The 13,552-nt window shown below is 74.6% G+C and carries 9 protein-coding genes; 7 read left to right on the forward strand and 2 right to left on the reverse strand.

Annotation, left to right across the window (positions count from 1 at the left end; genetic code table 11):
- Window positions 1-192 precede the first annotated feature (192 nt).
- The gene (locus ABZ865_RS12005) at window positions 193-615 is read left to right on the forward strand and encodes a cobalamin B12-binding domain-containing protein (protein ID WP_361227772.1); all 423 of its coding nucleotides are present in this window, start codon (window positions 193-195) and stop codon (window positions 613-615) included.
- Between the two features lie 55 nt (window positions 616-670).
- On the opposite strand, the gene ABZ865_RS12010 is transcribed toward ABZ865_RS12005, so the two are convergent.
- Both ABZ865_RS12010 and ABZ865_RS12015 read right to left on the reverse strand, forming a co-directional pair.
- Window positions 671-2,347 (reverse strand): DUF5691 domain-containing protein, encoded by a 1,677-nt coding sequence (locus ABZ865_RS12010; RefSeq protein WP_361227776.1) that lies wholly within the window; start codon window positions 2,345-2,347, stop codon window positions 671-673.
- A gap of 74 nt (window positions 2,348-2,421) precedes the next feature.
- On the reverse strand, window positions 2,422-3,789 hold the full coding sequence (locus ABZ865_RS12015) for an SWIM zinc finger family protein (RefSeq protein WP_361227779.1): 1,368 nt from the start codon (window positions 3,787-3,789) through the stop codon (window positions 2,422-2,424).
- A 133-nt stretch (window positions 3,790-3,922) separates the two neighbouring features.
- On the opposite strand from ABZ865_RS12015, the gene ABZ865_RS12020 reads away from it, so the two are divergent.
- The 6 genes from ABZ865_RS12020 (at window position 3,923) to sucC (ending at window position 13,537) form a co-directional block, all read left to right on the forward strand.
- A complete protein-coding gene (locus ABZ865_RS12020; RefSeq protein WP_361227782.1) occupies window positions 3,923-5,053 on the forward strand; it encodes an AAA family ATPase in 1,131 nt (376 codons plus the stop codon).
- A complete protein-coding gene (locus ABZ865_RS12025) occupies window positions 5,050-7,473 on the forward strand; it encodes a DUF5682 family protein (protein WP_361227785.1) in 2,424 nt (807 codons plus the stop codon). Before ABZ865_RS12020 ends, ABZ865_RS12025 begins: the two co-directional genes overlap by 4 nt.
- Window positions 7,470-8,639, forward strand: a complete 1,170-nt coding sequence (locus tag ABZ865_RS12030) for a VWA domain-containing protein (protein ID WP_361227787.1) — start codon at window positions 7,470-7,472, stop codon at window positions 8,637-8,639. The genes ABZ865_RS12025 and ABZ865_RS12030 overlap by 4 nt, the downstream gene beginning before the upstream one ends.
- A gap of 142 nt (window positions 8,640-8,781) precedes the next feature.
- On the forward strand, window positions 8,782-9,642 hold the full coding sequence (locus ABZ865_RS12035; protein ID WP_361227790.1) for a hypothetical protein: 861 nt from the start codon (window positions 8,782-8,784) through the stop codon (window positions 9,640-9,642).
- Window positions 9,643-9,800: 158 nt separating this feature from the next.
- A complete protein-coding gene (locus ABZ865_RS12040) occupies window positions 9,801-11,936 on the forward strand; it encodes a hypothetical protein (RefSeq protein ID WP_361227793.1) in 2,136 nt (711 codons plus the stop codon).
- Between the two features lie 422 nt (window positions 11,937-12,358).
- A complete protein-coding gene (gene sucC / locus ABZ865_RS12045; RefSeq protein WP_361227796.1) occupies window positions 12,359-13,537 on the forward strand; it encodes an ADP-forming succinate--CoA ligase subunit beta in 1,179 nt (392 codons plus the stop codon).
- Window positions 13,538-13,552: the final 15 nt, after the last annotated feature.

The raw sequence follows: 13,552 nt of genomic DNA on the forward strand, positions 1-13,552 counted from the left end.
GCTCGGTCCCCCGTGTGCCTTGATGTCCCACCGTGTGATTTCCCCCTCGCCGCGCACCGTAAAACTGCCGGTTGCGGGATGCTGGAGATAACGTTCGTTCACTTCCCGACGGGTGGCGGAACGTGTCATATGTGCGGTACTTGTCGGTACGGCGGAAGCAGTCGCTTCCGTGGTCGCTTGATGGAGGCAGTGATGGGTGTGGCAGCCGGTCCGATCCGCGTGGTGGTCGCCAAGCCGGGGCTCGACGGCCACGATCGCGGGGCAAAGGTCATCGCGCGGGCGCTGCGTGACGCCGGCATGGAGGTCATCTACACCGGGCTTCACCAGACCCCGGAACAGATCGTCGACACGGCCATCCAGGAGGACGCCGACGCGATCGGGCTGTCCATCCTGTCCGGGGCGCACAACACCCTGTTCGCCGCCGTCATCGACCTCCTCAAGGAGCGCGACGCCGAGGACATCCTCGTCTTCGGCGGCGGCATCATCCCGGAGGAGGACATCCCGCCGCTGAAGGAGAAGGGCGTCGCGGCGATCTTCACACCGGGGGCGACGACCACGGCGATCGTGGAGTGGGTCCGCGAGAACGTGCGCCAGCCGGCCGCGTCCGGCGGCTGAGCGGCCTCGCCCTCCATCCCCCTCAAGCGCTGTGAGCAGGGGGTGCTTGCCGGCTCTATGAGCGGGGGGCGCCCCCAGAGGGGTCGTCGGTGCCGGGCGGGGTCAGTTCCTCGGCCATCGTCGCGCGCAGGCGCAGGGTGGTGACGAGGCGCTGGAAGGCCTCGGCCCAGTAGCCGCCGGCGCCCGGGGACGCGTCCTCGCGTTCGTCGGGTATCGCCAGCAGGCCGTCGAGGCGGGTGGCCTCGGACGGGTCCAGGCAGCGCTCGGCCAGTCCCATCACTCCGCTGAAGCTCCATGGGTAACTGCCGGCGTCCCGCGCGATGTTGAGAGCGTCCACGACGGCCCGGCCGAGCGGTGCCGTCCAGGGCACCGCGCACACTCCGAGCAGCTGGAACGCCTCCGACAGGCCGTGGGTGGCGATGAACCCGGCGACCCAGGCGGCCCGTTCACCGGCGTCCAGGGTGGCCAGCAGTTTCGCGCGCTCGGCGAGGGAGACCGCGCCGGGCCCGCCGGCCTCCGGTGCCGACGGCGAGCCGAGCAGCGCTCTCGACCATTCGGCGTCGTGCTGCCGTACGGCGGCCCGGCACCAGGCCGCGTGCAGCTCGTTCTGCCAGTCGTCCGCCACGGGCAGGTCCACGATCTGCCGGGGCGTCCGCCCGCCGAGCCGCCCCGGCCAGGTGGTCAGCGGTGTCGCCTCCACCAACTGGCCCAGCCACCACGACCGTTCCCCGCGGCCCGCAGGGGGCTTGGCCACGACGCCGTCCCGTTCCATCCCTGGGTCGCATTCGAGCGGCGCCTCCACAGCGATCGCGGGCACCTCTCCTGTGTGGTCGACGGCGACGCATGCCCCGGCCCGCACCGCCATCCGCGCGGCGAGCGCGGACTCCGGCAGCGCGGACAGCAGCTCCGCCGCCGTGGCGCGGACGTTACGGCTGCGATCGGCCAACGCCTGCTCCAGGAACGGCTCGTCCTCGGCGGACAGGCCCGCGCGCAGCGAGTCCAGGAACATCAGCCGGTCCTCCGCCCGTTCCGTGGCCCAGGTCGAGGCCAGCAGTTCCCGCGCGAGCGCGGGCGTACGGGCCCGCAGTGCGCCCAGCAGCGCGACCCGCTCGGCGAACAGCCCCTCCTGCCACAGCCGTTGCACTGCCTCGTCGTCGTCCGGATCGGGCAGTGCCGTGCCGCCGCCGGGTGCCGAGCGCTGGGCGAACCGCCAGTCCGGGTTCAGCCGGGCCAGCCACAGTGCGCGCGGCCCCGCGAATGCCAGCGCCGCCGGCCGCAGGTCCGTCCGGCCCCGGGCGGCGTCCAGCAGCGCGGGCAGGGACTGCGGGGGAGCCGCGTACCCGTGCGCGTTCGCCGCCGCGAGCCACTGCGGCAGCAACTCCATGAGGTCCGGCGAGCTGCCCCGCCGGCCGCCGCCTACGCCGGAGCGGTCCGTCAGCAGCATCGCCAGCCTGCGCGCGGCCGCGTCGGGCAGCACCGGCCGCGGATCCTCCACGGCCGGCTCCGGCCTCGGCGCCGCGGGCCCGGCACGGAGCCCGGCCCGCCGTCGTACGACCGCGACGGCCGCGGCGTCCAGCAGGGCGACCGGGGCTTCCCGCCCGGCCGTCGCCGCCGTCGGCGGGCGCCTGTCGGTGCCGAGGAGGGCGGTGGTGACCAGGTCCTCCCAGGAAGGGGAGGCGGGCACGTGCGGCTCGCCGGCTTCCGTCGTCTCCGTTGTTTCCGTTGTTTCCATCGAGGGGTGGGGTGCTGTCGGGGTCCCGTGCACGAGGTTCCCTTCCGTCGGTGTCGCCGGGGCGGGCGGGTGGTTCAGCACAGCGCTATGGGAGTGCCCGTGGTCCGGGACCAGGCTGTGAGGGGGGTGAAGCCGCGGTGGCCGCACTCACCGAAGACCGTGACGGGGGTGCCGCCGGAGAGGGCGACCAGGCGCCAGAGGCCGGGGCGCGCGCGGGCGGCCGGGGTGAGAGGGAGCGCCGAGTCCGAGCCGGCGTCGGCCAGTTGCCAGGAATCCGGCTGCTGCGCCGGCTGGGGTACGACCGCCTCCAAGGTGACCGGGACCGAGTCCAGCCACGGGTCCTCGCGCAGCGCCTCGCCGTAGCGGGCCGCCGCGTCGGCCGTGGTCAGACCGGGCGGGCGGGTCGCGGCGGGCGCGGGCGGGGCGTGCTGCTCGCCGAGGGCGGCCCGCAGCTGACCGGCGCCCGGGAAGACGGACAGGTCGGCGTCCAGGGCCAGGCCGACCGGCAGGGACAGCTCGGGTGCCCGGCCGGCCGCGCCGTAGGAGAGGAGCAGCCGGATGTGGCCCGACTCGGTGCCGTGCAGCCAGATCCGGCGGGTCGTCAGCTTCGGGTCCACCGTGTCGTACTGGGCGAGCACCAGCCAGCGGTCGCGCACCGGCGGGCCGTCCGCCGAGGCGGGCAGGCCGAGCCGGGAGCGGACCGTCGCCGCGAGGGCGTCGGGCAACCGGTCGCGGCGCAGCCAGCCCTGGTCGAGCAGATGCAGCAGCGCGCACTCCTCCAGCAGCCGGGCCGGCCAGCCCGGACCGGACGCCGGTATCGCCCCCAACTCCCGTACCCGCGCCGCCAGACCCGGGGCCTGCGCGTCGACCATGCGGGCCGCCGTCTCCTCCCACAGCCCGTACCCCGCCTGCTCCGCAGAGGCCAGACCACCGCGCAGCAGGTCCGCCAGACGCTGCTCCAGCTCGGTCGCGCCCGCCGTGACCCGCTCGGCCCGGCGCTCCGCCCGCCGCCGCGCCGCCTCGGGATCGGCGGCCCCGGGCGACGCCGAACTCCCGCCGCCCTCCTTACGTTTGCTCTCCGCGCGCCTGCGTCTGTCCGCGAGCCACTGCTCGGCCCAGTCCGGCGGCTCGGCCGCCGCGGGCACCGCGCCGTCCCCGCTCGCCCACAGCAACAGCAGTCCGAGCGCGTGCTTGCACGGGAACTTCCGGCTCGGACAACTGCACTTGTACCCGGGCCCGGCCGCGTCCGCGAGGTCCACCACCGTCTGGTACGGCCTGCTGCCGCTGCCCTTGCACAGCCCCCACACCGTCCCTTCCGCGCCACTGCCCGCATCGGACCACGGCCCGGCCGTGCCCAGTTTGCTGCCCGCTTTGCGCGACGCGGCGTCAGGTGCCAGTGCCAGCACCTGGTCCGCACTCCAGCGCACCCCCTGCTGAGTCATGCCAACGACGGTAGATCCCCCCACTGACAATCGGTCCCGCGAGCCCGTTCGCGCAGGTCAGAGCGATTGTCAGTGGCGTGGTGCACGGTGGATGCCAGATCTCGAACCGGCCGAGCTGGAGGGGGCCTCAGCCATGACTGTGTCCGTGGAACCGACGACCGCCGAACCGAACCCGAGCCAGGCGCCGCAGGCGTTGCGACCGCACGCCGAGCACGCCTTCGCGGCCGAACTCGCCGCGCTCGCCGCCCAGGACGACCGGCCGCGCCCGGCCCGCTGGAAGCTGTCGCCTTGGGCGGTGGCGACGTACCTGCTCGGCGGCACGCTGCCGGACGGCACGGTGATCTCACCCAAGTACGTGGGCCCGCGCCGCATCGTCGAGGTCGCCGTCACCACCCTCGCCACCGACCGCGCCCTGCTCCTGCTCGGCGTGCCCGGCACGGCCAAGACCTGGGTGTCCGAGCACCTCGCGGCCGCCGTCAGCGGCGACTCGACCCTGCTGGTGCAGGGCACCGCCGGCACCCCGGAGGAGGCCATCCGCTACGGCTGGAACTACGCGCAGCTGCTCGCGCACGGCCCCAGCCGCGACGCCCTCGTGCCCAGCCCCGTCATGCGCGCCATGGCCGAGGGCATGACCGCCCGCGTGGAGGAACTGACCAGAATCCCGGCCGACGTCCAGGACACGCTGATCACGATCCTCTCCGAGAAGACCCTGCCGATCCCGGAGCTGGGCCAGGAGGTGCAGGCCGTGCGCGGCTTCAACCTCATCGCCACCGCCAACGACCGCGACCGCGGGGTCAACGACCTCTCCAGCGCGCTGCGCCGCCGCTTCAACACCGTGGTGCTGCCGCTGCCGGAGAGCCCCGACGCCGAGGTCGACATCGTCACGCGCCGCGTCGAGCAGATCGGCCGCTCCCTGGACCTGCCGGCCGCGCCCGACGGCATGGACGAGATCCGCCGGGTCGTCACCGTCTTCCGCGAGCTGCGCGACGGGATCACCGCCGACGGCCGCACGAAGCTGAAGTCGCCGAGCGGCACCCTGTCCACCGCCGAGGCGATCTCCGTCGTCACCAACGGCCTCGCCCTGGCCGCCCACTTCGGCGACGGAGTGCTGCGCGCCGGTGACGTCGCCGCCGGCATCCTCGGCGCCGTCGTCCGCGACCCGGCGGCCGACCGCGTCATCTGGCAGGAGTACCTGGAGACCGTCGTCCGTGAGCGCGACGGCTGGACGGACTTCTACCGAGCCTGCCGCGAGGTGAGCGTGTGAGCGACCACGACAGGCCCTTGCGGGCCAGGGCCTACGCCTCCGGACCGCTGCTCCTCGGCGTCCGGCACCACGGCCCCGGCTCCGCGCGCGCGGTGCGAGCGGCCCTGGACGCCGCCCGGCCCGCCGTCGTACTGATCGAGGGGCCGCCCGAGGCCGACCCGCTGATCCCGCTCGCCGCCGATCCCGGCCTGCGGCCCCCGGTCGCCCTGCTCGCGCACGCGGTGGACGAGCCCGGCCGCTCGGCCTTCTGGCCGCTGGCCGAGTTCAGCCCCGAGTGGGTGGCGATCCGATGGGCCCTGGAGCACGACGTCCCGGCCCGCTTCATCGACCTGCCGGCCACGCACACGCTGGCGTGGGAGGCCGAGGTGCGCCCACCGTCAGACAGGGGCGCGGACGGGGACACCTCTGCGGACGGGGACACCTCTGCCGAGGATCGCCCCGATCCGGGGCACGATGCGCGGGTCGACCCGCTCGCCGTGCTCGCCGAGGCCGCCGGGTACGACGACCCAGAGCGCTGGTGGGAGGACGTCGTCGAGCACCGGGGACCGGGGCGGCGGGACCCCTTCGCGCCGTTCGCCGCGCTGGAGGAGGCCATGGGGGCGCTGCGGGAGCGGTACGGCGTCGGCGGGCGCCCGCGCGACCTGGTCCGCGAGGCCCACATGCGGCTCCAGATGCGCGCCGCGCGCAAGGAGTTCGGGGACGAGGTGGCCGTGGTGTGCGGGGCGTGGCACGTGCCCGCGCTGCGGGAGAGGACGACCGTCACGGCGGACCGGGCCCTGCTGAAGGGGCTGCCCAAGGCCAAGGCCGACCTGACCTGGGTGCCCTGGACGCACCGCAGGCTGGCCCGCTCCAGCGGATACGGGGCGGGGATCGACTCGCCGGGCTGGTACGCGCATCTGTTCCGGGTGCCGGACCGGCCGGTCGAGCGGTGGCTGACCAAGGTGGCGGGGCTGCTGCGCGAGGAGGACCGGATCGTGTCCTCCGCGCACGTCATCGAGGCGGTGCGGCTGGCCGGGACCCTCGCGGCGATGCGCGGCCGCCCGCTGCCCGGCCTGAGCGAGACCACCGACGCCGTGCGCGCGGTGATGTGCGAGGGCTCGGACGTGCCGCTGTCGCTGGTGTACGACCGGCTGGTGGTCGGGGACGTGCTGGGGGAGGTGCCCGAGGCGGCGCCGGCGGTGCCGTTGCAGCGCGACCTGGCCCGGGAGCAGCGCGGGCTGCGGCTCAAGCCGGAGGCGCTGGAGCGCGAGCTGGAGCTGGACCTGCGCAAGGACACCGACGCCGGCCGCAGCAGGCTGCTGCACCGGCTGCGGCTGCTCGGCGTCGGCTGGGGCGAGGCCGGCCGGTCGCGGGAGAGCACGGGTACGTTCCGGGAGACCTGGCGGCTGCGCTGGGAGCCGGAGTTGTCGGTGCGGGTCGCCGAGGCCGGGGTGTGGGGGACGACCGTGCTCGCCGCGGCGACGGCCAAGGCCGAGGCGGACGCGACCGCGGCACGCGCCCTCGCCGACATCACCGCGCTCGCCGAGCTGTGCCTGCTCGCCGGGCTGCCGGACGCGCTGCCCGCGGTGATGCGGGCGCTCGCCGACCGGGCGGCCCTCGACACGGACGTCGGCCACCTCGCCCAGGCCCTGCCCGCCCTGGTCCGCTCCCTGCGCTACGGCGATGTGCGCGGCACCGACACCGGCGCCCTGGCCGGTGTCGCGGCGGGCCTCGCCGAGCGGGTCTTCGTCGGACTGCCGCCGGCCTGCGCCGCGCTGGACGCGGACGCGGCGGAGGAGATGCGCGGCCATGTGGACGCCGTGCACGGCGCCGTGGGCCTCCTGGCCGAGACCCTGACCGGCGCCTCGGCCGACGCGCACGGAGACCTGCGCGCCCGCTGGCGCTCGGTGCTGCGGACCCTGGCCCTGCGGGACACAGTGCCGGGTGTCGTACGGGGGCGGGCGGTGCGGCTGCTGCTGGACGACGGCGAGCTGGGGCCCGAGGAGGCGGCGCGGCTGATGGGCCTGGTGCTGTCACCGGGGACGCCGCCCGCCGACGCGGCCGCCTGGATCGAGGGCTTCGTCGGCGGCGGGGGCGGCATGCTGCTCGTGCACGACGAGCGGCTGCTCGGACTGGTCGACGCCTGGCTGACCGGAGTGCCCGCGGAGGCGTTCACGGACGTACTGCCGCTGCTGCGGCGCACCTTCTCGGCGTACGAGCCCGGGGTGCGCAGAACCCTCGGCGAACTGGTGCGACGCGGACCGGGCACCGGCGCCGGCCCGGCGGGCCGACCGGTCGGCCCGCCAGGCTTCGCGGCGGAGCCGGACACCGAACGCGCCGACGCGGTACTGCCGGTGCTGCGCCTGCTCCTCGGGCTGGACGGGGACCCGGCGGATCAGACACCGGCCGACGACAACAGCCTTGTGGGGGTGGGCACATGACGGCGAAGACGATGGCGGGCGACCCGGCGAGCGAGCGGCTGCGGCGCTGGCGGCTCGTGCTCGGCGGGGACCAGGCCGACGGCACCGGATGCGCGCTGTCCGGCAGGGACGTGGCGATGGACGGGACGCTGGCCGCGCTGTACGGCAAGGCGGACAAGGGGCAGACGGGCCGGGACCGTTCGGCGGGGCTCGGCGCGTCGGCGCCCTCCGTGGCGCGCTGGCTCGGGGACATCCGCACCTACTTCCCCTCCTCCGTCGTCCAGGTCATGCAGCGCGACGCCATCGACCGGCTCGGGCTGTCCTCGCTGTTGCTGGAGCCGGAGATGCTGGAGGCGGTCGAGGCCGACGTGCACCTGGTCGGCACGCTGCTCTCGCTCAACAAGGCGATGCCGGAGACGACGAAGGAGACGGCACGGGCGGTCGTGCGCAAGGTGGTCGAGGACCTGGAGAAGCGGCTCGCGACCCGCACCCGGGCCACCCTCACCGGCGCCCTGGACCGCAGCGCCCGCATCAGCCGGCCGCGCCACCACGACATCGACTGGAACCGCACCATCGCGGCCAACCTCAAGCACTACCTGCCCGAGTACCGCACGATCGTGCCGGAGCGGCTCATCGGATACGGGCGGGCCGCCCAGTCCGTGAAGAAGGAGGTCGTCCTCTGTATCGACCAGTCCGGGTCGATGGCGGCGTCCGTGGTCTACGCGTCCGTGTTCGGGGCGGTGCTCGCCTCCATGCGGTCGATCAGCACCCGGCTGGTCGTCTTCGACACGGCGGTCGTCGACCTCACCGACCAGCTGGACGACCCCGTCGACGTGCTCTTCGGTACCCAGCTCGGCGGCGGCACCGACATCAACCGGGCGCTGGCCTACTGCCAGTCGCAGATCACCCGGCCCGCCGAGACGGTGGTCGTGCTGATCAGCGACCTCTACGAGGGCGGCATACGCAACGAGATGCTCAAGCGGGTCGCGGCGATGAAGGCGTCCGGGGTGCAGTTCGTGGCGCTCCTCGCGCTGTCGGACGAGGGAGCGCCCGCCTACGACCGGGAGCACGCGGCCGCGCTCGCCGCGCTCGGGGCACCCGCGTTCGCCTGCACGCCGGACCTGTTTCCGGAGGTGATGGCGGCGGCGATCGAGAAGCGACCGTTGCCGATACCGGACACCGCGTGACACCGGACGGGAAAAGGGACATGACTACCCATCGGTAACAGGGGACTTGCGCAACCTCGGGCGTGCCGTGCGAGGATCGACGCCGCCCGCGTCGTGCCCTGTCGCTGTTCCGCCGCACGGGAGGATCCATCTCCTCTTGACCTTGCCAGCCACCCTTTTCGGTACCACCGTGCGCGTGTTGCGTACGGCGGCCGGTCGTCGTGCGCTGCAACTGGTCCTGCTGGTGGGCGCATTGTTCCTGCTCGGCTTCCTCTGCGGGGAGCAGGCACACGCGGCCGAGGGGACACCGGTGGCACCCGTGGCACGGGCGGCACCCGTGGTACCGGCGACGCCCGTCACCGCGGCGCTGTCGGAGACCGGACACCCGAGCGACTCCGTACGCACTGCGACCGAACACGTCGTCACCCCCGTTCGAGCCGTCGCCGAGCGCGTCGTCACTCCCGTACGGACCGTGGTGAACACGGCGACCCGTACCCTCGACGAGGTCCAGGCGAAGGCGGCGGCCCCGTCGGGTGAGCCCGAGCTGCGGCTGCCGAGCCTCCCCGAGGTGTCCGAGCCGACCGTGCCGGTGCTGCCGACGCCGGACGTCTCCGAGCCCCTGCCGCAGCGGCACGGCGGCGACGCGGCACACGCGCCGTCGGCCCCGGGCCACGGCACCCACCCGGACGCCCGCGCCCAGGCCCGCACGGCTCCCGCGGCCGCACCCGTCTCGGCCGCGCCGTACGGACCCGCCGCGCCCCAGGCGTCGAGCCCGGCGCACGCGCCCGCCCATCGCGCCGGCGTCCCCGCCGCCCCCGGCCACCCCGTGCCCGCGCCCACCGGAGACCCGGACGGCGTGCTCGGCAAGCAGGCCGCCGACGGCATGTCGTTCCGCCACGGTGACGCGCAGGCCGTCACCCCCGCCGACCGGGCGCCGCTGCGGCTCGTGCCCGGCGCCGCCGCGCGCGCCGACGCGCCGCACACCCGGGAACGGCACCGGGACATCCCCGTCTTCCCCGGCTAGGCAGCACGGCCGACCTCCCCGCCACGGACCTGTCGCGCGGGGGCGTAACAGGTCTGCCCGCCCGTCCGGCCGCCCCGCCACTCCGATGGCCCTCCGGCGCTTCCCGGACGGAATCCCCAGCCGTTTCCGAAGACGTTTCCGAAGGACTTGACGCACGCATGAACAAGAACATCCGCCGCTCGATCGTGATCGCCGCCGGAGTCACCGGCGCCTGGGCGCTCGGTTCGACCGTGGCCAGCGCCAGTGAGCCGGCCACCCCGATCGTCTCCGTACCGGACACCGACCCCGGCAGCACCTCCCTCACGGGCACCGTGACCGGCACCGTCGACGGCGTCCTCACCGACGTCCACGACACCGTGTCCGGCGTGACCGGCACGGCCGGTTCGACCGTCTCGGGCACCGCCGGCACGGCCGGCACGGTGCAGCAGGCGCAGCAGAAGGCGTCCGGCACCGCGGGCACCCTCGCCGACCAGCACCGCCGATACGTCGACGGCGTCGACGGCACGGTGCCAGCCGCCGCGAAGATCAGGGGCGCCGAGGCCATCACCGGCGCCCGCGCGGCCCGCACCGCACAGACACAGGTCCGGCAGGCCACCGACACGGCCGCCGGCCACCTCTCCCACGCCGTCTCCGACCACGGCCTCCTCCACCGCCACCCCACTCACGTCTCCCCCCACGTCTCCGCCCCGTCCCCGCAGGACGAGATCGACTACCTCTTCGGCCCCCTCTCCACCTTCGCCCCCGAGGTCGAGGAGGCCCTGGCCGCCGCCCAGACCAAGCTCCAGGCCACCCAGGCGGCCGCCCGCATGCGGGCCGCGGGCGTCCAGGGTGCCGTACGGACGACGGCCCGGCAGACCGTCGCCGGGGCGCAGGGCCGGACCGCCGGAGCGGCGGCCCAGGCCGCGGGTGTCCAGGGCGCGGCGGCGCAGGCGGCCGGCGCGGCCGAGGCCTCCGTCGCCTCGGTGCCCGCGCACGTCACCGGCACGGCGGGCGGCGCCGCGCAGCGCGTCGTCGGCACCGTGCACGCCGTTCCGGGCACGGTCACGCCCGTCGTGCGGGAGACGGCGGACGCCGCGGTCCCGCCGCTGGCCTCCGCCGCCGTCTCCGGTGTCCTGCCGGTCGCCGACCACACCGTCGCGAACGCGGCCCCCACCGCCGGGCATGCCGTCGCGGGCGCGCACGGCACCGCCTCCGCCGCGGCGACGGGTGCCCAGGGGACCGTCACGGACACGGTCGCGGGCGTCCTGCCCACCGCCGGGTATGCGGTCGGGGGCGTCCACGCCACCGCCACGGGCGCAGTGACGAGCGCGCAGGGCACCGCCACCGGCGCGGTCGCGGGCGTGCGGCAGACCGCCGGGGACGCCGTGGCCCACGTGCGCGCCCTCGCGGCGGACGCCGTGGCCGACCTGCATGGGGTCACCATGGGCGTCGAGGGCGGCGTACAGGGGACCGCGGGCGGCGCGGTGGCCGACGCGCACGGGACCGTCATGGGTGCCGCGGCCGGCCTCCGCGGCGTGGCCACGGGCGCCGTGGGCCAGGTGCACGGGGTCGCGGGCGGCGCGGTCGCCGACGTGCACGGCACGGCCTCCGGTGCCATCGGCGATGTGCACGGTGTCGCCGGCGGAGTGGTCGCGGACGTGCCGCCGTACGCCACCGGCCTGGTCGGGCAGGTCGCGTACGACACCACGGAGGCCGTGCTGCCGCCGGTCGCCGGGACGGCGGTGCACGGGGTCGCACCGGTCGCCGGGCAGGCGGTCGCCGACGCGGGGGCGCTCGGGTACGGCGTGGCCGGCGATGTACGGCCCTTCGCGGGCGGTGTCGTGGGCGCGGTCCCGCCGCTCGCGCACGGGGTGACCGGGCAGACCGGTGCCTTCGCGGAGGAGGTGGCCGCGCAGGTGCCGCCGTTCGCCGCCGGAGTGACCGGCGCGGTGCAACCGGTCGTGGACACGGTCACCGGGACCGTGCGTCCGGTCGTGGACGGTGTCGCCGGTGGCGCGACCGGGCTGGCGTACGGAGTGGCGGGCCAGGCAGGTCCCTACGCGGGCGGGGTCGTCGGGGCGACCGCGCCACTGACCGAGCAGGCCGCCCCGTTCGCGCGGGACCTCACCGGAACCGTCCAGGGCGCCGGCGGCCCGCTGGCCGGGCACGCCGTCGACGGTGCCGAGGGCCTGGCCGGGTCCGTCACCCCGGGCTACGCCCAGCAGCTCAGCCACCAGGCCCAGGATTCGGCCCACCAGTACCAGCACCAGTACGGCGTGCACGACGCGCAGCAGGGCATCAGCTACCAGGGTTGAGTGCCCCCACGCATCCGCGGGGCCGCCGGGCCCGGACGGCCGAAAGCCGTCGGACCGTCCGGCCGGTTCCCCGCGGACGGGCGGGTGGTCCCCATTGGGGTGGGGATCAACCGCTCCGGCCCCGGGCTTCCGGGGCCGCCCCAGAGGCCTCACCGGGTCAACCCCAGCTCGGTGAGGCCTCGCACATACCCCTGATCGCGGCACGCTGTGCCAGAAATCCAGGCATCATGTGACAGGTATCACCGCTCGTGTGTGACCCTCGATTTAGGGAGCCCACGCAAGCGGCGATAACCTGCGAGACGGACATGCCGCGCGCTCGGACACCGTGTGCGCTTCCCTAGTGACAGCGGACGTCACGTTGCCCTTCGCGGCACGCCCACGCATCCAACGAACCGCGAGATCACTGATAGGGACGGAAGCGCGTGGACCTGTTCGAGTACCAGGCGAGGGACCTCTTCGCCAAGCACGATGTACCGGTGCTGGCCGGTGAAGTCATCGACACGCCTGAGGCGGCGCGCGAGATCACCGAGCGTCTGGGCGGCAAGTCTGTCGTCAAGGCTCAGGTGAAGGTCGGTGGTCGCGGCAAGGCCGGTGGCGTGAAGCTGGCCGCCTCCGCGGACGAGGCCGTCGCCCGCGCGACGGACATCCTCGGCATGGACATCAAGGGCCACACGGTCCACAAGGTGATGATCGCCGAGACCGCCCCGGAGATCCTCGAGGAGTACTACGTCTCCTTCCTCCTCGACCGTGCCAACCGCACCTTCCTCTCCATCGCCTCCGTCGAGGGCGGCATGGAGATCGAGGAGGTGGCGGCCACCCGTCCGGAGGCCGTCGCCAAGACCCCGATCGACCCGATCGACGGCGTGGACGAGGCCAAGGCCCGCGAGATCGTCGAGGCCGCCAAGTTCCCGGCCGAGGTCGCGGACAAGGTCGTGAACGTCCTCGTCAAGCTGTGGGACACCTTCATCAAGTCGGACGCCCTCCTCGTCGAGGTCAACCCGCTCGCGAAGGTCGCCTCCGGCGAGGTCATCGCCCTCGACGGCAAGGTGTCGCTCGACGACAACGCCGAGTTCCGCCACGAGTGGGACGAGCTGCACGACAAGGCCGCGGCCAACCCGCTCGAGGCCGCCGCCAAGGAGAAGAACCTCAACTACGTCAAGCTCGACGGTGAGGTCGGCATCATCGGCAACGGCGCGGGTCTCGTCATGAGCACCCTGGACGTCGTCGCGTACGCCGGTGAGAACCACGGCAACGTCAAGCCCGCCAACTTCCTGGACATCGGCGGTGGCGCCTCCGCCCAGGTCATGGCGAACGGCCTGGAGATCATCCTCGGCGACCCGGACGTCAAGTCCGTGTTCGTCAACGTGTTCGGTGGCATCACCGCCTGCGACGAGGTCGCCAACGGCATCGTCCAGGCCCTGAAGCTCCTGGAGGACCGCGGCGAGAACGTCACCAAGCCGCTCGTCGTCCGCCTCGACGGCAACAACGCCGAGCTGGGCCGACAGATCCTCACCGACGCCAACCACCCGCTGGTGCAGCGCGTCGACACCATGGACGGCGCGGCCGACAAGGCCGCCGAGCTGGCCCACGCCGCCAAGTAAGCACTCAGGACGAGG

The sequence above is a fragment of the Streptomyces sp. NPDC047085 genome (assembly GCF_040643735.1).
GTDB lineage: Bacteria > Actinomycetota > Actinomycetes > Streptomycetales > Streptomycetaceae > Streptomyces.